Origin of the sequence: Armatimonas sp. (assembly GCF_043757465.1) — a bacterium.
In the GTDB taxonomy this organism is placed as follows: domain Bacteria; phylum Armatimonadota; class Armatimonadia; order Armatimonadales; family Armatimonadaceae; genus Armatimonas.
Map to the genome: position 1 here is coordinate 67710 of NZ_JAYVPL010000002.1, position 21701 is coordinate 89410.

The following is a 21701-nucleotide window of genomic DNA, read 5'->3' on the forward strand; positions in this document are numbered from 1 at the left end:
GGCCTGCTGTCGCGGCAAGGAGGCTAAAGCCCCCTCGGGGTTTGGCGTTGGCGGTGCCAGGCTTGGATTCCTTGGCGCAGAGCGGCGATGGCCTGCTCAGAGGTCATGGGTTCGGGGAGTTCATCGGAACTCTGCCAGTGAAAGTGGTTATTTTTCACATAAACTGTGAGAATGGGCGTGTAGTGGTAGATATCACGGGGATAAGCACATACTTCTTGGCTAAAGTAAAAACGCGTCCCCGCAACCTTGCCTTCCACTTTGATGAACTCCCAGGGCTTCAGCCATGCGTCCACAGCAAGCTCGGGGCACAAGACGCGGCGGCGGCGAACACGGTGAAAGTGAACGGTCAGTTTCCAGCCGACTCGATGCTTTTGCTGCCCACGGGAAAGCCATGGCCCGACACGAACAGGCTCAGCGATCCGAACGAGCTGTACCGGATACGTTGTCCGGTGATCGAATAGTCCCTGGGAAAAAGGATCACTAGCCCAGGTCAACCATGCCTGGCATTCCTTTGCACTTCGCGCCACGCAGTTCAATGTTTGCGTTTTCTCGTCCACCCAGACGAGGCGATCCTCAACGGTTGCCTTACTTTGGTAAAGCCGACATCCCAACGGCGTGAAGTCCAGATCGCCTTTTTCGGGCAACTCGTCTTCGGGTGGGGTTAGCCAGCCCGATGCCTGCCAGTGTGCCAGGCGTTTGTTCCGAGGTTCACGGACAACTCTCAACCAGCCGTTAGCAATCATTCCCTCCAAGACCACACGATAGGTATCTGCTGTCTCCACAGTAACAGAGTTGTTAAAGTGCTGTGCTAGCTCCAACTCACCTACGACATAGCGCGCCATCTCGTCGAGGGGGCAGTACATCTGGTAATGCAGGCAGATCAGCGCGTCCTGTTCAAGTTTGGTCATCGGTACGGTACTTTCCACTGAGGCGTAGTGCTTGTATGCCGTCAGTAAGATAGGCGATTGCCTGCTCCGGTGTAATGGGGGCAGGGAGGTTGCTGGGGCCACTCCAGACAAGCTCCTCGCCGCGATGATCCAGGACAACCACAGGCTTATAGAGATACTGCCCCTGAGGGTTCTGGGAGACGCCGAGCCAGAAGCAGACATGCCCCGCCGGCAAATAGCCGTCAATCCGGACATGCTCACGTGGCTCCAGCCAGGCATCAAGGCCCAGCTCGGGAATCTGTACACGGCGACGGCGTAGTTTTCGATAGTGAATGGTGAGTTTCCAGCCCGCCTGGTGGCGCTGTTGCTCTCTTTTAAACCACTTCCCCACCCGCACCGGCTCCGAGATCACGGTTGGTTGCGCGGGGCGTGTCGTCCGGTCGCCCAGAATCCCACCCCCACGCGGTGTGCAGCGCTTCTTAAACCAGGCATGGCAGGCTTTCTTGCTCCCGGCCACGCAGTTGAATGTCTGCTCGTCCTCATCCAGCCAGACCAGGCAATCTTTGAGGCCCTTTGTATTTCGGTAGAGCCGCCAGCCAAGCGTGGTGAAGTCCAGATCACCTCTCTCGGAAAGCTCATCAAGCGGAGGAGTGAGCCAGCCCGCCGCCTGCCAGCGCTCCAGACGCATCGCACGAGGCTCGCGCACGACCTTTACCCAGCCTTTAGCGAGCAGCGCTTCCAGCACCACACGGTATGTTTCCGCCGCCTCTACCACGATCTCCGGCCGTGATCTGCGTGCCCAGCCCAGTTCGTCTACCAGATCAAGCGCCATCGTATCAAGAGGACTGTACGATCTCATGTGCAGGCAGGTCAGCGCATCTTGCTCAAGTTGGGTCATCGTAGCTACTCTACGATGATCTGTGGCTCGCCTTCTTCCACGCGTCCGATCACGGCGCGTGTCTCGACACCGTGTTTCTGCAATGCCGTCAGCAGCGCCGCCAGCTTGGCTGGTGCGACCGCAATGCAGAGCCCACCGGAGGTCTGCGGGTCGAAGAAGACCTCGCGCTGATCGGCGGGGACGGAGGGATCAAAGGTGACGAGCTCGGCCAGGTACTCGGCATTGCTGACACCTCCACCCGTGACAAAACCCGCAGCCGCTAGCTCGCAGGCACGGGGGAAGATGGGAATGGCATCGTTTTCAAGGCGCAGACGTACGCCACTCTGCCGCGCGATGTGGGAGAGATGTCCGAGCAAGCCAAAGCCTGTGATGTCGGTCGCCGACGAGACACAACCCGGGCCAATGCCTATCTCCCGCATCGCCGTTGCCGCTGCGGCATTAAGCGTCGCCATGCTCTCCACAGCAAGCTGCATTGTTGCGTCGTCGAGCTTATCGAACTTGGCTGCCGTCATGAGAATTCCCGTTCCGAGCGGCTTGGTGAGCACGAGAAGATCACCAGGGCGTGCCCCCGCGTTGGTAGTGATCCTGTCCGGGTGCACCGTGCCCGTCACCGAGAGCCCGAACTTGGGTTCGGGATCATCCACGCTGTGCCCACCCGCCAGATGCACACCCGCGAGCTTGAGCTGATCCGCTCCGCCACGAAGAATATCAGCGAGCACCTCACCGGGTAGCTCGTGGATCGGGAAGCACAGAATGTTCATCGCTGTAAGCGGCACACCGCCCATCGCATAAACATCCGAGAGCGCGTTGGCGGCAGCGATCCTCCCGAAGTCGTAGGGGTTATCCACGATGGGGGTAAAGAAGTCCAGGGTCTGGATCAAGGCAAGCGTATCACTGAGGCGGATCACCCCGGCGTCGTCGGACGTGTCCAGCCCGACGAGAACATCGGGATGCTTCTCCTGCGGCAGGCCCGCTAAAATTATCTTCAGAGCCGACGGCCCGATCTTGCTCGCTCAGCCCGCACAGCGCACCCGCGCTGTCAGACGTTGCGCCGCAAGCTCACGACCATTGGGGGGATTCGTACCAGACATCGGTCGTATTGTACCCAATGCCAGGGTGTGAAGACACGGGATTAGCGACGGATCCACCACGAGGTTTCTATTTGAAGGACGGGAGGACGATGCCGCGCAGGATCACTTTCTGCGCAGCGAGGAAGACGATGAGGATTGGGAGCGCTGCCAGTGTTAATGCCGCAAAGATAACGTACTGAGGGGCGTTGGACTGCAAGTTATAGAGCGCCACCATGATCGTCCACATCTTCGGGTCCTGGCAGACGACCAGGGCGAAGAGGAAGGCACCATAGGCACCAGTGAAGGCGTGGAGAGCGATGACGGAGAAGATCGGGAGCGAGAGCGGGAGCGTGATTTTGGCGAACATCATCAGCTCCGACGCGCCGTCGAGAATCCCCGCTTCGTAGAGTTCCTTGGGCAGCGAATCGAAGAAGCCTTTGAGCAAGAAAATCGAGTAGCCGCTGGCAAGGCCCGGCAGGATCAGGGCACCGAACGTGTTGAGTAGCCCGAGGCTCTTGAGCATCAGAAAGTTTGGAATCATCGCCACTTCGGCGGGGAATGCCATGGTCGCCAACAGAAAGAGCAGCACTTTGTAGGTGTAGGGCAGCGGGTAGCGCGAAAGAGCGTAGGCGCAGAGTGGGTTGACGATCAGGGCTCCGAGGATCGAGAGCATACAGAAAACCACCGTATTGAACAGCGTCCGCCCACTCTGCCCGCCGGTCATGAGCTGCCGGTAGACATGGATAAAGTTGCGCGTCGCAAAGTCGCGGCGCAGCTCGGAGCCGTGCGTTTTCACGAAGGCAAAGTCAAGGGCGGCCTGTGGCGGCTGGGCGTTCAGATCCTGGATATGCTCCCGCCAGAGGCTCTCCGGTGTCTCGGCTGTGAAGGCGCTAATCGGCGCGTCGGCCTTGAGGAACTCCATCCAGTCCGTGAGCGAGAGACCATCAGCGGGCGGCACGGCGGGAAGCACGATTTGGGGACGCTTTCGCTTTGCCAGAAATGCCTGCCAGGCGGGCGCGGCACTGCTGTCCATTTTGAGCATGCGGAGCGGGAACTTGGTGCGCATAAACGCCTCCCAGTCCTTGTAGACCGCACCCGTGGGAGCCGTGGCGGGCAGCGTCAGTGTCTCCCAGTCCGTAGTGCGCGTCTTCCAGGCGGCATTTAGATCCGCAAGCTTGCCCTGGTAGATGTCCTCTTTGAGGTACTTGCGCCAGAGCGCATCGCCAAAGGTTGGGACGAGATAGTTCTTGGGAAGGCTCGTGCGAAACTCAAACCAGTCCTTGACTTTCGGACGGTCACTCTGGGGCATCCACGCACGCAGCGACGGCTTCTCAATCGGGGCTGTGATGGTCTCAAACCGGACATTTTCCTCACGCCAGGATTTATTGAGGGTGTCTATATCGTTGCTATATTTTTCCTTGAGCCAGTCGCGAAAACGCATCAAAAGCGGCGCGGGAGCGTTCTCGTGCTCGCCAAAACCCGCGCGTAGGAGGTGGGCCGGCAGTGCCTCGGCAAATCTCTGCCACTCGACCACACGACCAGCGCTCTCTTCTGGTTTTGGGACGGGCACTTCCGCGACTTTCTTGTAGTCCGCATGGTGCGCGGCGTTCAGCTCGTCTAAGTTATTGGCGTAGCGATCCTCTAAATACTTCACGTAGAGCGCGGAATCCTCGCGCCAGTAGGCCGGGATCAGCCGCGCGGGAGCGTAGTCGTTGAAGTCCGACTGGCTCTTCGTGGCGGTCGAGAGCATCAGCAGAAACGGGTAAAGAGTCGTGACCGCGCCCAGGCTGAGCACCAGATACAGTGCCGCCAGCCCGAGCCGCACTTTCAGCGAGTTGCGCCCGATCCGCGAGATGTGCACACCAACCCCCTAGCCCCCGTCCGACGGGGGAATCTGCAGTCTACTTCCGGCTCGCTAGAAAGGCCTCTTCAGCAGCATCCAGCTCGTTTGGTGTCAGGCGCTTTGCCTCACCGGGCGTGAGATCCAGAACAGAAACGAGGATTGCGTAGTTGAGACCAAACTTCTTCTCCGCCCCCGTCAGACGGTTGCGAGCCTCGTCGGAGAGCCCGTCCAGCCACTTGACTTTCATGGCTTTCTCATTCTCTTCGTGGCGCTTACGTAGCTCGACAGGAAGCGTCTCACGGTCTACCAGCACCGAGGCTTCCTCGTTATAAACTTTCAGGATGGTGCCACTGAGACCGCCGTAGTGGGGATAGTACATTCCGCTCTTGATATCAGCGGGCGTTTGCTCACGCTGAACGACAGTAACAGTGTCGCCGGGATTGATCTTGGCCATGGGAATATTATACCGTCCCCACCCCCATAAACGAGGGCGGTACAATAGAGGCGTGACACCCTACGAAAACTTGCGCATCGTCATCTGGGTCTTTGGTATCCCAACCATCATCGCCCTGACGATCCGTGCGACCAAAAAAATGAAGGCGATCCGTCAGCGCCACGAGGAGCTGATCGCGGAAGAGGCGGCAAACCCGAAGAGTTCCTTACAAGCGCTCTCAGAGCTCTACACCGAGCCCAAAAAACAGAAGCGCTAGCGTACCGGATCCCTACCCACCCGCCACGACCTCCAGTTTTTGTGTCGAGACAGGCTTATCGTCCAGCACGAGCTTGATCGTATAGGTGCCCGGGGCGAGTGCTCTGCCACCAACGAAGCGATTCGCTCCGGCCTGGCGCAAGTCCCAACCAATCCGCTGGAGCCCCGCTGCCAGGGGGGCTTCCAGCTCCCGCACGACATTTTCTTTGTCGTCAAGCACCGTGATGGCAAGCTTTCCCTTCACTTCGGCGGGGAGCCAGTACGTGAAGTAAGTCGGCCAGGGATTGGGGGAGGTCGGGTTGCCCTGGGCGGCGCGGATGTAGCCCAGGTCGGGATAGAGCGTTGCCAGACGGCTCGGGAGCAGTGTCGGCGCCGTCGGGAGGCTCTCGGTGGCGAGGGAGCGGAGCGGAGTGAGATCGTCTAGGACGTAACCGCCACGCCCAAACGTCCCGATCACCAGATCGCTCGCCTTGGGATGGATCGCAATATCGCGCACCTCGATCGTCGGGACGCCGTTTTTCAGGGGGTACCAGTGGGTGCCACCGTCAAAAGTGGCATAGAGGCCGAACTCCGTGCCCACAAAGAGCAGCTTCGGATTGATCGGATCCTCGGCGATACTCCAGACAAACTCACGGGCGGGGAGATCACCCGCGATACTGGCCCAGGTCTTGCCTTTATCCAGGCTCTTGAGGAGATAGGGCTTGAAGTCACCGTGCTGGAAGTCGTGCAGCGAGGCGTAGACGGTACTTGCCTCGTGCTGCGACGCACAGATATCGGAGACGGTCGCCATGGCGGGGACGCCCGGGAAGTTTTCCTCTTTTCGCCACGTGGCACCGTCGTCCTCGGTCACCTGAATCAGCCCCTCGTCGGTGCCCAGGTAGACAAGCCCCTTCACTTTACTGGACTCGTCCAGTGCGCTGGCGACTCCGTAGTCCGTCGTGCTCCGGTGCCGATTCACCGCCGTGTCGTTCCAGACTTTCCCCATCACGGGGAGGGTATTTCGATCAATATTGCGCGTGATGTCGCCGGAGACGGGCTTCCATGTCGCGCCTTTATCCCCGCTCTTAAACACCTTATTTCCCGCCATCCAGAGCGTGCTCGGGTTGTGCGGGCTAATTATAAACGGCGTGTCCCAGTTCCAGCGTCCCCGTTCCGCAAGTGGCAGGCGCGGGCTTGCACTGGCGTTGGCTCCGGTCTTTTTATCCAGCCGTGAGAAGCTCCCGTTCTGGCTGCTCGTGTAGACCGTGTCGGGATTGCTGGGATCCGCGCGCGCCTGGAAGCCATCACCGCCGCCCACCGTGAGCCAGTCGCTCATTCGCACTCCCGAGGGTGCCAGCGAGCGCACCGGGCCACTAATTGTCCCATTGTCCTGCATCCCGCCGTAGACATAGTAGAACGGCTGTGTCATGTCCAGCGCGATCCGGTAGAACTGAGAGAGCGGCAGGTTATTGAAGTGCCGCCAGCTCGCTCCCCCATCGTAGCTCTCGTAGAGTCCCCCATCGCAGCCCAGAATTAGATGCTTCGGATCGGTGGGATCGAACTCAATATCATGGTAGTCCACGTGCGTGTTCCAGCGCTGGCCCGTGAAGGTTTTCCCACCATCTACCGTCATCTGAAACAGCGTGTCCACGGCCCACACTTTATCAAAGGTATTCGGGTCAGGGAAGAGCTCGCCGTAGTACTGGGCATCGCTCGGCCCCCACGCGCTCATCTTCTCCCAGTCGTTGCCCTTGTTCTTTGAGCGGAAGAATCCCCCTTCTTTCCCGGATGCCGTCACCATGGCGTAGACCACCTCCGGCTTCTGCGGCGAGACGGCGAGTGCGATACGACCCTTATCCACGGTGGGAAGGCCCTTGTCGAGTTTCTTCCAGCTCTTGCCCGCATTGTCAGTACGGTAGATCATGCCCTCGGGGCCACCGGCGATCAGCACGCCCGTGTGCCGCCGCCGCTGGTACGCCGCCGCGTAGATCGTGTCGGGCCTCTTCGGGTCAAAGACAATATCCGAGATCCCCGTGTTCTCCGAGATCGTCAGAATTGACGCCCATGTCTTGCCACCGTCGGTGGTTTTGTAGAGCCCACGATCCCCACCTGCTGACCAGAGCGGCCCCTGCGCGGCCACATAGACCGTGTCGGGCTTGCGTGGGTCAATTAAAATCTTGCCGATGTGCTCGGACTTCTCCAGCCCCATCTTCTGCCAAGTCTTGCCCGCATCCAGAGATTTATACACCCCATCGCCAAAGCCCACACTCCGCTGCGATGAGTTCTCGCCCGTACCTAGCCAGAGGACGCTCGGGTTCTTCGGGTCAATCACCACAGTCGCCAGCGAGTACGAGCCGTAGCTGTCAAAGATGGGCGTAAAGGTCAGGCCACGGTTCTCAGTCTTCCATAAGCCACCCGAGGCGGCAGCGACATACCAGACACTGCGGTTGGTCGGGTCAATCGCCACATCAGCAATGCGCCCCGTGGTCAGGGTCGGGCCAATGCTACGCAGCGCGAGGCCCTTGAGCGGATCTGCCGGAGCCCTCCCCTGCCCCGGTTCAACGGGAGTGAGCGAGAGCAGAAACGAGAGAGCAAAAATGGCAGGGTTTATCATGCGGGCATTTTACCTGAATCTTTGCCATCTCCCCTCACCATCTCCCTTCCCTATAAACGCGGCGCGGGCGGCTTGATGGGATCTGCGAAAGCCTGAACGCCGGTCGCTTTGGTCTTGCGAGCGTAGACTTTTCCGTCTTTAGTCAGTGCGTAGAGCGTGCTCCCCGACCACGCAAGCTGTGTCGTGGGTTCCGTTGTGGGGTTGACGATGATCCCGTTCACGCGCCCCGCCTGATCGAGCACCTGGATACCGAAGGGGGAAGCAACGTAGAGCCAGCCGTTGGTGTCGGTCACCATTCCGCCCGCGTTGGACTTCGTCTCGCCGTGGTTGACATAGACCTCGTGGTAGGGCTGCTGGTGCGCCAAGCTGCCGTCGGTCTGAATCACAAAGGCGTGGATGTAGCGCTCGGTCGCACTGGAGACCATCAGCAGCGTTTGGTCAGGAACCAGCGTAATCCCCGACGCATCCGGCACATTCCCCACGATCTTCGGCTTGAGCTTTGTGTCAGCAGGAACCAGCCAGATACTTCCATTAGAGCTTGTAAAATAAGCGTTTCTGTTCTTACCGACAACAACACCGCGAGCACCAAATTTGCCAAGAGATATTTTCTTACCGGTCTTCACATCAAGTGCTACAACTTGTTTATTTTGTGCTAAGATCAGGCGTCCATCTGGCGAAAAGATCATCGCATTGCTATCGCCAACGGAAGGATGAAGCTCGCCTTCTTCCGCAGGGAAGTGGGTGATAGCACCAGATAATCCAACATAGACGCGACCATCCGATGCCGTTGAAATAGACTGCGCTTCTGACCCTCGATCAATAGGCGCAAGAAGAATAAGCTTCCACTTCTCATCGGCGGTGACGATCTTGGTGATGGGTTGCGGGGTGTCGGTGGCGACTCCGACGGGAGCGGGCCAGCCTTTCCAGACAAAGCGCAGGGCATCGGGGAAAAGTGCGGTGGATTGGACGCCGTCGTGCTGGCCCTCGCCCCAGGTCATCATCGCTTCGTAGCGCCCGAACTTGAGACCCGCCGCCAGATCCGTGTTGCCAATCGGCCAGCTCCCCGAGTAGATGTCCTGATCGTTCTTGCCATCTTGTTGAAATATGCGAATCGGCTTGGGTTCAAACTTGCGCACTAAAGCGCCGTAGTTGGTCGCGCCGCGCAGATCGGTGTAAGAGCCGATAAAGCTGATGACTCTTCGGAACGCATCGGGCCGAAAAAACGCCGCCGTGAACGCCGCGATCCCCCCCGACGAGCCGCCCGCAATCGCGTGGTCGTTGGGGTCTTTGGAGAGATTATACTTCTTGCCGACCTCGGGAACCACTTCGTCAATCAGGAACTTGGCGTAGCGATCCGTCGGCGAGTCGTACTCGTAGCTGCGGTTGTAGCGGGGAAGCGCGCTGGGGCTGGTCGGGGGGACGACACCAGGTGTAATAAAAATCCCGATTATCACTGGAATTTCGCCCTTGGCGATGAGGTTATCCAGAACGGTCGTGTCGCGGAAGCCGCCGCCGTCCTGCATGACGAGGACACACGCGGGCTTCTTCGAGTCGTACTGGGCGGGAATATAGAGCCGCATGTCCCGAACTGTGCCGGGGAACCACTTGGTACTGGTGAACTTACTGCTCTCCGAGCGGCCCTTAGGCACACCGTCCTGCGGCTGTGAGTCCGGCGTGAGCGGGTAGACATTCTGAGCGAGGGCAACAGCGGGCGTGGTGCAGAGGGCGGCCAGGGTGAGGAGTGAAAAAGCAAGAGTGCGCATGACGGCAGTTTCGCCACGCGCACGTAAATTCCTCCCCCCGTGGCACTCACCAGAGCAGCAGGCTACTCGACGGAGTCTAGCTGAACTCCAGTCAGCTCGATCTCCCCGATCTGGTAGCCAACCTGGAAATCAATGTGTGCCCAACCCGGCTCGGTGTCAGCGGTCTGCTCCCACTCCTCAGAGTACTGCTTCCACGTGGGTGTCAGCTTTGCCACGCGTGATGCCACTTTGGTATAGGGTTCACTCGCCTGCTCCACCACGGCGGCAAGGCTACAGCCATCTTTGCTCCGGCCCCAGTAGGTCAGCCGGACATGACTCTTCTTCTTAAAGGCCACCTCCAGGGGATGTGCAATCTGCAAGTCCCACGGGTTGGCTCCAAGCTCCGAAATCGTAATGTGTCGGGCAAACGGATGTCCTGTAATCGTCGCGGGAACCACTGTATTATCCACTTTGCCTTTTGTGATCAGCGAGTGCCAGTTCGACCCCGTGATATCGGGCTCCAGAATACGCTTCGCTCGTGCCCAGTTTACCTTTGCCAGAGATCGCGTTGACAGCGCGTTGGAGGAGCCTCCTGTCTTGGAAGGCATGGGTGCCACTTCACTACGGCCAGACGCTAGTGGCTGGGACGTTGCTTCGGGCAGCTTTGTCTTTTTGGGCATCGCCAAAAACGCAAGTGCCCCAAAAGTGGCTAAGACAACCAGGATACCTGCGGGTTTCAGTATGACATTCATGATGGTGTTATTCTTGGTTTATTTCCCGCTGATTTTAAGGGGCGTCTTTAGAGAGCACCCATGTCGCCAGTGCATGAGGCGGCAAGACAAGCGACCGTGTCTCATCATCTGAGGCGAGCACTTTGAAGTTTTCCTGACGCTTAAAATCAGTTCGGTAGCGCTCCTGAATGGCAAACCCCGATGCGCCTAGCCCCACTGGGATCGTGCGAAGCGCCGATGTATTGAGTGCCACCACAACGAGTCGCGCACCACCTGGGCTAAGAAAAGCGCTGAGACGAAGCTCAGGTGCTGGTGCCTGGATGCCCACCCGAATAAACCCCGGCTTTAGGAAGCGGGAGTAGTGCTTGAGCGCAAAGAAGCGATCCGTACGCTGAAACCCCTGTGGCGTTTTCCAGGAGCTCGAACTCCAGGGGCTATTGAGCGTTATCAATGCCTCGTGGTCGGGCCAGACAGCCGCCCAGTGCAGGTAGGCACTGACATTCTCTTCAGTCAGGCAGTTGTGGATCAGCCAGGCGGTCAGGAAGCCATCACCGCGCCCGAACTCGGTCTGGAACTTGGGCGTGCGCGGGTAGCGATCCCGAATCGCGTGCAGCTGGGGATTAAAGCTATCCGGGTCCGACTCGTCCCCGCCTTTGTAGAGATGGTGTGCGACCGCATCCACGAGGTGTGTCTGGTTTGGCAATAAGAATGCCTGGGGATTGTCTGCGCCCAGCGTCTCGGGGCCGATGAGTTTTGGCATCGTCGGGAGGGTTTTCAGAGCGCTCGACACCGCAACCAGCGCCTTGCTGTAGCTGGCAAACTGCGCCGTCTCCTGAGGCTGGAAGAGGCAAGTCTCCCACTCAGCTTTCCAGTCGGGTTCGTTTTGAATGCTGACATAGTCTGGTGATATCCCAATTTTTTGATAGGCCACAACCGAGTCGCGCCACCAGTGGGCAAAGCCCGCGTAATCGTAGGAGCCACGACGTCGTGCGAGTGTCCCCCCGTTTCGTGTCTGCCCCGAACTCTTCAGCGCAGCGGGCGGCGACCACGACGAGATCATCACGAGCGGAGGGTGCCCCAGTGCGCGGGTCGCTCCATCGAAGATCTCTTTTTCTACCGTGGCGAAGTGAGGCTTTCTGGCCTCGTAGGTGTTGCGCAGGCGCAGGATATCCAGCCGGAGCTCGCTGTACAGAGCACGATAAATCGCTTCGCGCTGGGGGTGAGCCGCCAGCCAGTCCTGGTAATAGGCGGTTGAGGCACCAAACCCGGCAATGCTCTGGTAGGTCCTCTGAGTGTCCACGATTGCCATAACGACGGGTAGTTGTGGAGGGCGCTCGCTTCGAAGTCGCAGCCCGAGCACCGCCGCAGTGGCCACTCCCAGTGCCGCACAAAACAAAATACCGGATCGGTCGCCAAGCGTTCCAAGCTTCGAGCAGATAAACATATAGCGTAATATTCGGCAAAATTACCCCGCAGCCAGAGGGAATTTGGTGGGATATGGTGAAAAGGCCGGGAATGGAAACGACTCTTGAGATGCGCCGAGTGCGCACTGCCGCCGCCTGGGGCGACACCAACGATGTGATTCTGGTTCATGCGGGCGGGCTGATCGGACGCCCCGGTGGGCAGGACCAGTGCTACCCCTTTCGTGTCCACCCGCACTTCCGCTGGCTGACGGGCCTCTCTGTTCGCGATGCCGTGCTGGCCTTTGACCCGGAGGAAGGGGAGAGCGGCGGCTGGACGGAGTTCTTCCCCAGTGTCACTGCCCTCGACACGGTCTGGGAGGGCCTGCTCCCGCTGGGCCGTGGCCGTGCACTGAGCGAGCTTACCAGCTGGCTGGAGGCGCGGCATGGCAGGACGATTACGCACCTTGGGGCGGGCTACGACACCACACAGAGCCCACTGGAGCAGAAAATCCTGGAGGCACGGCGGCCCAAGGACGAGGCCGAGCTAATTCTCATGCACCGCGCTGTTGTTGCGACGGCGGCGGGTTTTGCGGCAGCACGCACCGCCCTCCGAGCAGGCCTCACTGAGCGTGAGCTCCAAATCGAGATAGAGACCGCGTTTGCACGCAGCGGCGCGACCGGCGTCGCCTACGATACCATTGTCGGCTTTGGCCCCACCTCAGCGATCTTTCATGCGGAGCCGGGTAGCCGCGCCCTTGCCATCGGCGAGCAGGTTCTCATTGATGCAGGAGCGGAAGTGGACGGCTACTGCGCCGATGTGACCCGCACGCTCCCCGGCCCCGGCGGCTTCACCAGCCAACAAGAGGAGCTGCTGGCTTTACTCGACGGAGTTGAGCGGGCGTGCTGCCTGGCGTGCCGCCCAGGGGTCGAGTGGCATGAGATTCATAGAATCGCCGCACGTGGCATCGCACAGGGGCTCCGTGACTTCGGGATTCTGCGCTGTTCCGCCGAGGAAGCCCTGGAAACCGAGGCCATTGCCCTCTTCTTTCCACACGGTGTCGGGCATCTCGTGGGCCTGGGCGTCCGTGATGCCAGCGGCGTCGGACCGGGGCGCGGCCCGAAACGCCGCTACTGCGGGGTCACGCCGCGCTGTGATCTCAAGCTGGAGCCAGGCTTTCTCGTCACGGTCGAGCCGGGAATCTACTTCATTCCCGCGCTCCTCAACGACCCGGCAAATCGCGAAAAATACGCCACGCAGGTAGACTGGGAAACCCTGGGCCGCTGGCTCGTTCCCGGTGGCTTCCGCATTGAGGACGATATTCTCGTCACGGATGGCGAGCCGATCAACCTGACAGCAGAGATTCCTCACTGACGGGTTTCATACCCATTTTTTAGGGGAACACTAGGGGTAATGCCCGTCTGCCAGTGGCGTGTAAGACTTGGTTAAGCAAGGAAGCCTACACTACCATCAAGCGTCCGAGAGTGCCCCTGCCTTTAGGCATGGGGGGGAATCGGCATCCGCATGGAAAAAACGTTGTAAAATAATTGCATGAAATCGTAAGCAGTTCTGGTAGAAATGTTAACTGTGGAGTATAATAGCAGAGTCAATGCTTAAAGCTTACAAATACAGAATCTATCCAACGGAGGAACAAGAGTATACCCTGATTCAACAATTCGGAATCGGTAGGTTCATCTACAACTGGGTATTTGACCAGAAGAAGAAAGAGTACAAAGTCTTAAAAGCATGGCGACAGAGTCCTGTTGGAGATAAGCCAAAATCACTCTCGTCGTTTGATTATTGTAAACTTCTGACAACACTGAAAACCGAAATTGATTGGTTAAGAGATGCCAACGCTCAGGCACTTCAGCAAGAAATAGCACATGTATTCAATGCCTACAGTCGGTTCTACAAAAAACTAAAGGAACGAAAGGCAAGAAAACAGAAACTAACCAACAAGAAGGGCAGGCTTCTTGACTTCCCAAGGTTCAAGTCTAAGAAAGATCGGCAGTCACTTTCTTTCCCGCAATCCGTGAAGGTTAATTTTCAAGCCGCATGGGTTCAGATACCCAAAGTCGGTAAAGTTCCCTGCGTCTTATCACGGCAGTTCACCGGCACAATCAAGACAGCGACCGTTTCCAAAGAGACAACGGGCAAGTATTTTGTCTCCGTCCTCATTGAAGACGGAGCGACTCTCCCCGCCGCTACGGAGCCGATTGAGTCTGATGCAATTGGCATTGATGTAGGACTTACTCACTTTGCAACATTCTCGACCGGAGAGAAGATTAAGAACCCTAGACTTCTGAGGCGGAGCCTAGCACGGCTCAAGAAACTTCAGCGTTCCATGGCAAGGAAGAAAAACCGCGCCAGTAAGAACGGTACGTCGTGCGGCACGACGTACCGTAACTACGGTAAGGCAAAGTTGCGACGTGCCTTGCTTGAAGAGCATGTCGCTAACCAACGGAAGGACTTCCTGCATAAAGCAACGCATCAACTCGTTTGTGAAAGCCAAGCAACGACTATCTGCGTGGAAGAGCTGAGCGTTAGAAACATGATGGCAAACCACAAACTCGCTCGGTCAATCGCCGACGTTTCATGGGGTGAGTTCTTCCGGCAACTGAAGTATAAAACTCTGTGGCGGGGTAAGAATCTGCTTGAAGTAGGTAGGTTTGAACCGAGTTCCAAAACGTGTTGGTGTTGTGGATTTAAGATGTCTGAAATGCCCCTGTGCGTCCGTGTCTGGGAATGTCCCGGTTGCAGGTCGGTGCATGATCGTGACCTAAACGCTGCAAAGAACATCGTGGTGTTTGCTTTTGCGAAGCTTGGTAGCTTCGTGAATGGTTTGAATGAAATACCGGTGGGACAGCCGGAAATTGAAGCCTGTGGACAGGCGACCTCTGTCACTCCCTGCAAGGGGTTTGAGTAAGTTGTCTGACGGAAGCAGGAAAGCCCCTGTGTGAGCATGGGAAGCCCTCGCATTTATGCGTAGGGAGTTGTCACAGATAATCGGGCTCTGATGGACACAACGAACCGTCCATCAAGAAAATATCAAGAGGAATAACAATGATGTGTCAGAGATTTATCTTCCCCCTTTTGGGGCTATTGGCCTTGAGTGGCTGTTCGGGAAGCAATGTCTTTCCTTTGGAGTTTGAGGGAACATCAAAAGTAGTGGGGGCAGGGCGGGCAGTCACCTATGTCAGCCTTGGAGCAGACAATAAACCCAGTGCCGTCGCTGTCCGTCTGACGGACGGCGCACTCAATGGCCTGGCGACGACGGCCCCGTTTGGAGTGGAGTATAAGCTGGATATCGCAGTGGCGGGTAAGGACGCCGGGCTTCCCTTCGACCACGTGAATCTGGACTGGAATCCCCAGGGGCACGAACCCGCAGGAATCTACGATCTTCCCCACTTCGATATTCACTTCTACACCATCAGCGATTCCGAACAAGGAGCGATTGCACCGGGCTCCGTTACGGCGGCAGCAGCACCCCCGGCCAACATGGTTCCGGCAGGCTACTTCCCCCCGCCAGGCGCGCTCGTGAGCTCACTGGTTCCTGGGATGGGAGTACACTACAGCTCACCGTCCACCTCGCCAGAGTTCATGGGAGCAAAATTTACCCGCACCCTGATCTACGGCTTTGCCAACGCCAAACTTGCCTTTGTCGAACCCATGATCACGCGCGCTTTCCTTCAGAGCAAGACCAACGATTCCGGGGCGATCCCCGTTCCCGACAAGGTCGCAAAGCCGGGCTACTATCCATCACGCTGGAGCATCAAGCACGGCACCGATGGCTCGATTGACATCATCCTCGATCAGTTCGTCGTGCGCTAGCCTTAAAACTCCGAGTGCTCCGCTTCCCGCAGCCACCAAAGTTCGGTGCCTGCGGGAAGTGCTTCAGGGGCGAAAGGGTAAGAAATAGTCAGGTGCACGGAGTCTGTCAGGCTCACCAGCGCCGTGCCGTCTTGTAGTCGCCGGGCGGGAATCCCAAAGGCCAGTAGCTCGGAGGTCAGGGTTGTTCCGCTGGGAAACCGTAGCTCCAGAAGCTCGCCCGGCTTGAGCCGCTTCAGCTCAGGCCGGAAGTCCAGTTCCTCCATCGCCAGCCCGGGCCAAAGGTACAGCCCCAGCTCATCTCGCTGGCACACTGCAATGGTCAGCACAAAGATCATTGCCGCTATTTTAGCCCAAACCTAGATCGTCGCTTCGCAACCACAGGCAAACAATAGCGTCACCGGCGAGACATAGGTTTGCTCGGGCTGCTCCGGGCGAAAGTGCGTGACGGTACTAGTCACCATATCAAGTGTGACGACATCGAGAATCCCCTGGCTGAGATAGAACGGCACCCCCACTTTGAGGTCTTTGTCCTCGTAGCGTTTGCTGATAATCTCGATGATTGCCTCGGGGAGAAGTGTCACCGCACCGTCTTGCTCATCTTCGTCAGGCTCGCGGCAGAAGATCGCAATATCCGGGCGCTTGATCGAGTCATCCGGAAACTTAATGTAGATATCCGAGATATGTTTGCAAGCACAGTCATAAATAGCATCAGTGCGCCGCCGGATGGTTTGTCGGATAATATCTATGCGATCCTGGTGCTTGTAGGAAGGAAACGCCTCCCAGGTGGTCAGCCCCCCGGCCATCTCCAATTTGACCCCTGACAGCTCCTCCACTTGTTGTGCCAGTTCAAAAAAGTCCATACCCTATTTTATCGCACTCGCCCACCAGAAGATGCACAACAATGCCTCATGATCCACACCTAAGCAATGTGCCACTGAGTCTTCGGACGGGCTTCGTCGCCTGATAGAATAGAAGCGATGGAAGACACGATTTTTGGCAAGATCGCACGCGGGGAGATCGCCGTGGAGCGCCTCTACGAAGACGAGTGGGTTGTGGCCTTTCCGGATCTGAGCCCCCAAGCGCCGGTGCATGTGCTGGTGATCCCTAAGAAGCCCGTGAAAAATATTTTAGACCTTGGCCCGGAAGACCGCGAGATGGCGGGAAGCCTCTTGCTGGCCTGTGCCGCCGTGGCGCGAAAACTCGGCATAGATGCCAGTGGCGTGCGGGTGGTCTTAAACGCGGGCACCGATGCGGGGCAAACGGTCTGGCATCTGCACGCGCATGTGCTCGGCGGCAGGCCGCTAAGCTGGCCTCCAGGCTAACATCCTGCTCGCTTAGCCAGGAGAAAGTAATAAAATTAGCTCATGAGCGAAGAAACAGAAAAAAACAAAGAACCTCTCTCACGGCGGGATTTCCTGCGCCGGGCGGGAAAAGAAGCGGTTGATACGGGCACCAAGCTCGTGCCGGGCGGGAATTTAGCACGGCAGGCGCTGGGAATGCAGACCACATCCGCCCTTCCCTGGTGGAACGTACTGGCAAAATGGCGTCAAAAAAGAACCGCCGAAGAACCTAAAACCGCCGAAGAACCTAAAACGAAGGAACAAGACACTGGAACCAACAACGGATAACTTACTGCGGGTCGCCAAAGAGGCGGCCTATCTGTGTGGGAAGCGCACGCTCGCCTACTTCAACACGGGCGTTCTTGCGGAGATGAAGGGCGACAATACCCCAGTCACTATTGCGGACAAAGAGGGCGAGCGCGTTCTGCGCGAGTGCATTCTCTCCCACTTCCCGGATCATGCGATTCTGGGAGAAGAAGAAGGCGCTTCGGAGGGAACGGCTCCGTTTCGCTGGGTCTGCGACCCTATTGATGGCACCAAAGCCTTCGTGGCGGGCGTCCCGCTCTATGGCACGCTGATCGGGGTGGAGCGCGAAGGGGAGATTGTCGCGGGGGTGATCTATCTCCCGGCACTCGACGAAATGGTAGCGGCGGGCAAGGGGCTAGGCTGCACCATCAATGGCCGTACCTGTCGGGTCGCCGATAAGCCGCTGGAGCAGGCCGTGGTTGTCTGTTCGTCTATTGTGCGCTCCCAGAAGCGCTCCGAGGCGTTTGCCCAGCTCACGGAGAAGACTTATCTTCAGCGCACCTGGGGCGATGCGTTTGGCTACGCACGTGTGGCAATGGGTCAGCTCGATATCATGCTCGACCCCGTCAAGAGCCCTTGGGATGTGGGCCCGATGCCCGTGATCTTTGCCGAAGCGGGTGGCCGCTGCTCTACCTGGAAGGGCGAGAGTGATATCTACGGGCGAGACTTCTTCGCCACCAGCGCGAGGCTCTACCCCCAGGTGCTAGACATTCTCTCCAGCGCACCTGACTTCTAAGTCTCAGGATTTCAAGACTTCTTGATCAGCGTTTCCAGATTGTCGTGTCCAGATTGAGAATCGCCTGTGCCACTGCGGTGGCGCAGGCGACCTCAATGGGATTGAGTGCGGGGTCGGTTTTCTTCTCCCCCACTGTCAGGAGCTTTGCTGCACTAGCAGGATCGGCGGTGAAGAGCTGGCGCTCAGTGGCGTAGAGCTGCTCCAAAAGACGCGCCTCGGTGGGTGTGGGAAAACGTGTGGCGAGGGTTCGGAAAGCGAAGACAACGCGCTGTGTATCCGTCGTGCCCCCATCGCGGACGATCTTCTCGCCCAGCACGCGGGCGGCCTCAACAAACTGAGGGTCGTTGAGGAGAACCAGTGCTTGAAGCGGCGTACTCGTGTTCTGCCGCCTTGCTGTACACACCTCGCGCCCACTGGCATCGAAGGCCATCATGTTGGGCAGGGGTGCCGTGCGTTTCCAGACCGTGTAGAGGCTACGCCGGTAAAGATCGCCCCCGACACTCTGCCGGTACGCCGGGCTCATGCTGTTGGCCTCGCGCCACAGATCCCCAGGCTGGTACGGGCTCACGGGCGGACCGCCGAGCTTTGTGTCAAGCAGCCCACTTGCCGCCAGTGCCACATCGCGAATGGTCTCCGCCGACAAGCGATAGCTGGAGCCACGAGCAAGCAAAATATTTAGTGGGTCGCGCTTCTGCAAGTCAGGCCGCTGAGCGCTGCTCTGCCGGTAGGTCTGGCTGAGCACGAGCTGCCTGACAAAGCGTTTGACATTCCAGTCGCGCTGGAAGTCTCTCGCAAGAAAGTCTAGTAGCTCAGGGTGGCTCGGCAAGCGTCCCTGAATCCCAAAGTCCTCGCTACTCTCCACAAGGCCGCGCCCGAAGAACTGCTGCCAGAGGCGATTGACCGCCACCCGGGCAGTGAGGGGGTGGTCCGGGCGGGTCAGCCACTTTGCCAGCGCAAGCCTCCCCCCTGGCTCGTTTCTTGCCGTCTCCCCTCCGGCTCCGCGAAGGGGGGCGCTGAGCGGGGGAAGAAAGGCGGGAGTGATACGCCCGACGCGGTTTTTATCGGTCTTGGGCGCGTCGTAGGCACCACGTGCAAGAACATAGCTGGGGCGCGGGGTGGGTAGTTCCTCCATCACCATCACTTCCTGAATGGGATCCTCAGTGCGCCAGACTTTCTCGCGTGCGGTGGTAAGTTTAGTCTGGGCGGTGCGGGTCTCGGGGTCAAGGGCGGAGAAGTAGTACTCGCGCAGTCCTTCAGGGGACTCTGAGGCCGTGATCTCAAGCAGCGTGAGGGCGCGGCCATAAACCGAAAGCTCGTCAATCAGGCCACCTTTGAAGCCTCTATCGCGGAAGCGCTGGCCGAACGCGAGGGCGTGCGTCCCCGTGCCTTTCCAAAGATGATCCCGCAAAATGGTAGTGCGGGCGAGTCCACCGTTCACGTAGAGCCGCATGCCCGCCGCCGTGCTAGAACCATCGTAGGTCAGCGTCACGTGCACCCACTCGTTGGCAGGCACTGTGCTGGTAGCCCGGATTGCGAGGGCATTGCCGGGCCAGTGGCGCATCATCCGCGCTTGCAAGATCCCGTTCTCGATCATCAGGTCGTAGCCGTAGGGCCCCGCATCGGTGCCCGCGCTGGACGTATAAACAACAACCGGGTCTTTGAGTAGCCGTGCATCGCGCATCCAGAACATAATTGTAAACGGGGTGTGGCGGGTGAAGCGTGCCTTATCCCCAAAGTTGATATTGTTCTCGCCATCGAGCTGCGCCGCCAGCCCGATTTTCCCTGGCACCAGCGGGACACTATCCACATGCGGCACACCGTCGAGATTCTCAAAGCCAAAGTGCGCCACCAGATCAGGGATTTCTTTCTGGACAGTCTCAATAAAAGGCCGAACCTTCTGGAAAGCCTCGTACTTTTTGAGCCACGCCTGAAACGCACTCTCCCGCGTGGTCTTGGTCTCCGCCAGCGCTTTCTCGGCCTCGGCCACTCCCAGCTTTGCCTGCTCTAGTGCCTTCTCTTGCTCCGGAGTGGGCAGAAGCACCGAGGGCGTCGGGGTGATACTGCCGGAGTCGTAGAGGCCATGCTCATCTATGGAGTTCAAGAAAGCGGAGAGTGCATAGAAGTCACTCTGCTTGATGGGGTCGTACTTGTGGTCGTGGCAGCGTGCGCACTCTAAAGTTAGACCCAGAAACGCCGTTCCAAATGTCCGTACCCGGTCGGCGACGTACTCCAGCCGCCACTCCTCGGGAACCGAGCCGCCTTCGTTGGTCATCCGGTGCAGGCGATTGAACGCCGTCGCCAGACGCGTCTCGCGGGTAGCGTGGGGCAGCAAGTCCCCCGCGACGAGCTGGGTCACAAACTGATCATAGGGCAGGTTCTTGTTGAACGCTCCCACCAGCCAGTCCCGCCACGGCCAGACCGTCGAGAGCTGGTCGGACTGGTAGCCGTAGCTGTCGCCGTAGCGCGCCACATCCAGCCAGGGCAGTGCCATCTGCTCCCCAAAACCGGGGGAAGCGAGCAGGCGATCTACCACTTTCTCATACGCCGTAAGCGCTCGGTCTGCAAAGAACGCATCGGCCTGGGCGATACTGGGCGGAAGCCCCGTGAGATCCAAACTCACCCGCCGCAACCACTCCGCCCGGTTGGCCTCGGGCGACGGCTTGAGGTTCGCTTTGGCGAGGCGTGCGAGAATATAGCCATCTATCGTCGGCGGCGGGAACGAAGGGGGAGATTGAGGGGCGACGAACGCCCAGTGCTTCTCGTAGACCGCACCCTCAGAGAGCCACTGCTTGACGGTCGCAATCTGCGCGGAGGTGAGGGATTTCTTGCTGTGCACCGGCGGCATATGGAGCGGTGAGCTGGCCTTAGCGGTGATACGCGCCCGCAGTGCGTTTTTTGTCGCCGTGTTGGGCTGGTCGAGCCGCAGGCCCGCCTGCCGCGAGCCCGGATCGGGTCCGTGACACAGAAAGCAGTTCTCGGCGAGAATCGGGCGAATCTCTCGGGTAAAGCTAATTTTCGCCTTTGGCGGCGCCGCCACGGCAAGCAGAGAAAGTGCCAGCGGCAGCGATGCCGCGAAAAAGAGACAGACTCGGTTCACGGCTAGATTCTACCCGAGAAGCTCCAGAAGTGGGGGATTCTCCGCGAGAGCACGGCGGGCGTACTTACGGAGCTTGCCCACCTCACGCCCCAGCTCCGCGAGCGCGTCGCGCTGCTGAGGCGTGGGCTCTTTCGCTACTCCCTGATCCTCTTGCTTCTCACTCGCGAGAAAGAGAGTGCGCGTGCGGGCAAGAAGCGCCGTGAGTGCGCTCAGATCCGCGGGCGAGTAGTCGCAGGTTGCCTTCAGCGCCTTCTGAATCTCGGGGATCTTGCGCACCCCTTCCACGAGGCGCTCGGTGCGCAGAAAAAGGTCGTTGATACTCTGTAGGGTATACCCACGGTCTCGCTTTGGTGATGCTGTCATCTTAAACTTTAGTCCCTTTCGGATAGCATGACTGTTGTATCATTTCTGAGCGAAGCCTCACTACCCGACACTTTTCGCAAGTCCTTTCCTGTGAGCAAAACGGACTCTCCGAGGAGGGGGAAATCGCGTTCGTAGAGGCAAATCTCTGTCGAGG

At 58.6% G+C, this 21701-nt stretch carries 20 protein-coding genes; 7 read left to right on the forward strand and 13 right to left on the reverse strand.

Going from position 1 to position 21701, the window contains the following annotated elements; genetic code table 11:
* Window positions 1–23: 23 nt before the first annotated feature.
* The 5 genes from ACH2ED_RS00410 to ACH2ED_RS00430 form a co-directional block, all read right to left on the reverse strand.
* A complete protein-coding gene (locus ACH2ED_RS00410) occupies window positions 24–908 on the reverse strand; it encodes a hypothetical protein (protein ID WP_395088131.1) in 885 nt (294 codons plus the stop codon).
* Window positions 895–1785, reverse strand: a complete 891-nt coding sequence (locus ACH2ED_RS00415) for a hypothetical protein (RefSeq protein ID WP_395088133.1) — start codon at window positions 1783–1785, stop codon at window positions 895–897. Before ACH2ED_RS00415 ends, ACH2ED_RS00410 begins: the two co-directional genes overlap by 14 nt.
* A gap of 5 nt (window positions 1786–1790) precedes the next feature.
* On the reverse strand, window positions 1791–2876 hold the full coding sequence (gene selD, locus ACH2ED_RS00420) for a selenide, water dikinase SelD (protein ID WP_395088134.1): 1086 nt from the start codon (window positions 2874–2876) through the stop codon (window positions 1791–1793).
* Window positions 2877–2943: 67 nt separating this feature from the next.
* The gene (locus tag ACH2ED_RS00425) at window positions 2944–4716 is read right to left on the reverse strand and encodes an ABC transporter permease subunit (RefSeq protein ID WP_395088136.1); all 1773 of its coding nucleotides are present in this window, start codon (window positions 4714–4716) and stop codon (window positions 2944–2946) included.
* A gap of 40 nt (window positions 4717–4756) precedes the next feature.
* A complete protein-coding gene (locus ACH2ED_RS00430) occupies window positions 4757–5152 on the reverse strand; it encodes a hypothetical protein (RefSeq protein WP_395088137.1) in 396 nt (131 codons plus the stop codon).
* Between the two features lie 52 nt (window positions 5153–5204).
* Here ACH2ED_RS00430 and ACH2ED_RS00435 point away from each other — a divergent pair, with 52 nt between their 5' ends.
* Window positions 5205–5408, forward strand: coding sequence for a hypothetical protein (locus tag ACH2ED_RS00435; RefSeq protein ID WP_395088139.1), 204 nt, complete (start codon window positions 5205–5207; stop codon window positions 5406–5408).
* 12 nt (window positions 5409–5420) lie between these two features.
* Here the strand turns inward: ACH2ED_RS00435 and ACH2ED_RS00440 are convergent, their stop codons facing one another.
* The 4 genes from ACH2ED_RS00440 to ACH2ED_RS00455 form a co-directional block, all read right to left on the reverse strand.
* Complete coding sequence (locus ACH2ED_RS00440; RefSeq protein WP_395088141.1) at window positions 5421–8000, reverse strand: glycosyl hydrolase; 2580 nt, start codon at window positions 7998–8000, stop codon at window positions 5421–5423.
* 50 nt (window positions 8001–8050) lie between these two features.
* Window positions 8051–9763 (reverse strand): alpha/beta hydrolase-fold protein, encoded by a 1713-nt coding sequence (locus ACH2ED_RS00445; protein WP_395088142.1) that lies wholly within the window; start codon window positions 9761–9763, stop codon window positions 8051–8053.
* A gap of 62 nt (window positions 9764–9825) precedes the next feature.
* Entirely contained in the window at window positions 9826–10494 is a 669-nt protein-coding gene (locus ACH2ED_RS00450; protein WP_395088144.1) for a carbohydrate binding domain-containing protein, read from the reverse strand.
* 34 nt (window positions 10495–10528) lie between these two features.
* A complete protein-coding gene (locus tag ACH2ED_RS00455; protein WP_395088146.1) occupies window positions 10529–11917 on the reverse strand; it encodes a hypothetical protein in 1389 nt (462 codons plus the stop codon).
* Between the two features lie 71 nt (window positions 11918–11988).
* Here ACH2ED_RS00455 and ACH2ED_RS00460 point away from each other — a divergent pair, with 71 nt between their 5' ends.
* From ACH2ED_RS00460 to ACH2ED_RS00470, 3 genes are all read left to right on the forward strand, one after another.
* Window positions 11989–13248 carry an aminopeptidase P N-terminal domain-containing protein gene (locus ACH2ED_RS00460; protein WP_395088147.1) on the forward strand — a complete coding sequence of 420 codons (1260 nt, stop codon included), beginning with the start codon at window positions 11989–11991 and terminating at the stop codon, window positions 13246–13248.
* Between the two features lie 235 nt (window positions 13249–13483).
* Window positions 13484–14800 carry an RNA-guided endonuclease TnpB family protein gene (locus tag ACH2ED_RS00465; protein ID WP_395088149.1) on the forward strand — a complete coding sequence of 439 codons (1317 nt, stop codon included), beginning with the start codon at window positions 13484–13486 and terminating at the stop codon, window positions 14798–14800.
* 182 nt (window positions 14801–14982) lie between these two features.
* A complete protein-coding gene (locus tag ACH2ED_RS00470; RefSeq protein ID WP_395088151.1) occupies window positions 14983–15705 on the forward strand; it encodes a hypothetical protein in 723 nt (240 codons plus the stop codon).
* Between the two features lie 2 nt (window positions 15706–15707).
* Here the strand turns inward: ACH2ED_RS00470 and ACH2ED_RS00475 are convergent, their stop codons facing one another.
* Window positions 15708–16040 (reverse strand): hypothetical protein, encoded by a 333-nt coding sequence (locus ACH2ED_RS00475; RefSeq protein ID WP_395088152.1) that lies wholly within the window; start codon window positions 16038–16040, stop codon window positions 15708–15710.
* Between the two features lie 21 nt (window positions 16041–16061).
* Window positions 16062–16565 (reverse strand): Uma2 family endonuclease, encoded by a 504-nt coding sequence (locus ACH2ED_RS00480; RefSeq protein ID WP_395088154.1) that lies wholly within the window; start codon window positions 16563–16565, stop codon window positions 16062–16064.
* Window positions 16566–16682: 117 nt separating this feature from the next.
* On the opposite strand from ACH2ED_RS00480, the gene ACH2ED_RS00485 reads away from it, so the two are divergent.
* Genes ACH2ED_RS00485 through ACH2ED_RS00495 form a run of 3 tightly spaced genes read left to right on the forward strand, consistent with a single transcriptional unit; the run spans window position 16683 to window position 18087 of the window.
* Complete coding sequence (locus ACH2ED_RS00485; protein ID WP_395088156.1) at window positions 16683–17027, forward strand: histidine triad nucleotide-binding protein; 345 nt, start codon at window positions 16683–16685, stop codon at window positions 17025–17027.
* A 42-nt stretch (window positions 17028–17069) separates the two neighbouring features.
* A complete protein-coding gene (locus ACH2ED_RS00490; RefSeq protein WP_395088158.1) occupies window positions 17070–17333 on the forward strand; it encodes a hypothetical protein in 264 nt (87 codons plus the stop codon).
* Window positions 17334–17364: 31 nt separating this feature from the next.
* Window positions 17365–18087: an inositol monophosphatase family protein gene (locus ACH2ED_RS00495; protein ID WP_395088165.1), complete on the forward strand. Its 723-nt coding sequence runs from the start codon at window positions 17365–17367 to the stop codon at window positions 18085–18087.
* Window positions 18088–18112: 25 nt separating this feature from the next.
* Here the strand turns inward: ACH2ED_RS00495 and ACH2ED_RS00500 are convergent, their stop codons facing one another.
* Together ACH2ED_RS00500 and ACH2ED_RS00505 are read right to left on the reverse strand one after the other, a co-directional pair.
* Window positions 18113–21184, reverse strand: a complete 3072-nt coding sequence (locus tag ACH2ED_RS00500) for a DUF1553 domain-containing protein (RefSeq protein ID WP_395088159.1) — start codon at window positions 21182–21184, stop codon at window positions 18113–18115.
* 9 nt (window positions 21185–21193) lie between these two features.
* Window positions 21194–21547, reverse strand: a complete 354-nt coding sequence (locus tag ACH2ED_RS00505; RefSeq protein WP_395088161.1) for a hypothetical protein — start codon at window positions 21545–21547, stop codon at window positions 21194–21196.
* Window positions 21548–21701: the final 154 nt, after the last annotated feature.

Excerpts from the sequence above, each read along its gene's own strand:
- ACH2ED_RS00410 (WP_395088131.1), bottom strand. The coding sequence starts at position 908 with ATGACCAAACTTGAACAGGACGCGCTGATCTGCCTGCATTACCAGATG.
- ACH2ED_RS00415 (WP_395088133.1), bottom strand. The coding sequence starts at position 1,785 with ATGACCCAACTTGAGCAAGATGCGCTGACCTGCCTGCACATGAGATCG.
- ACH2ED_RS00430 (WP_395088137.1), bottom strand. The coding sequence starts at position 5,152 with ATGGCCAAGATCAATCCCGGCGACACTGTTACTGTCGTTCAGCGTGAG.
- ACH2ED_RS00440 (WP_395088141.1), bottom strand. The coding sequence starts at position 8,000 with ATGATAAACCCTGCCATTTTTGCTCTCTCGTTTCTGCTCTCGCTCACT.
- ACH2ED_RS00445 (WP_395088142.1), bottom strand. The coding sequence starts at position 9,763 with ATGCGCACTCTTGCTTTTTCACTCCTCACCCTGGCCGCCCTCTGCACC.
- ACH2ED_RS00450 (WP_395088144.1), bottom strand. The coding sequence starts at position 10,494 with ATGAATGTCATACTGAAACCCGCAGGTATCCTGGTTGTCTTAGCCACT.
- ACH2ED_RS00455 (WP_395088146.1), bottom strand. The coding sequence starts at position 11,917 with ATGTTTATCTGCTCGAAGCTTGGAACGCTTGGCGACCGATCCGGTATT.
- ACH2ED_RS00460 (WP_395088147.1), top strand. The coding sequence starts at position 11,989 with ATGGAAACGACTCTTGAGATGCGCCGAGTGCGCACTGCCGCCGCCTGG.
- ACH2ED_RS00465 (WP_395088149.1), top strand. The coding sequence starts at position 13,484 with ATGCTTAAAGCTTACAAATACAGAATCTATCCAACGGAGGAACAAGAG.
- ACH2ED_RS00475 (WP_395088152.1), bottom strand. The coding sequence starts at position 16,040 with ATGATCTTTGTGCTGACCATTGCAGTGTGCCAGCGAGATGAGCTGGGG.
- ACH2ED_RS00480 (WP_395088154.1), bottom strand. The coding sequence starts at position 16,565 with ATGGACTTTTTTGAACTGGCACAACAAGTGGAGGAGCTGTCAGGGGTC.
- ACH2ED_RS00485 (WP_395088156.1), top strand. The coding sequence starts at position 16,683 with ATGGAAGACACGATTTTTGGCAAGATCGCACGCGGGGAGATCGCCGTG.
- ACH2ED_RS00490 (WP_395088158.1), top strand. The coding sequence starts at position 17,070 with ATGAGCGAAGAAACAGAAAAAAACAAAGAACCTCTCTCACGGCGGGAT.
- ACH2ED_RS00505 (WP_395088161.1), bottom strand. The coding sequence starts at position 21,547 with ATGACAGCATCACCAAAGCGAGACCGTGGGTATACCCTACAGAGTATC.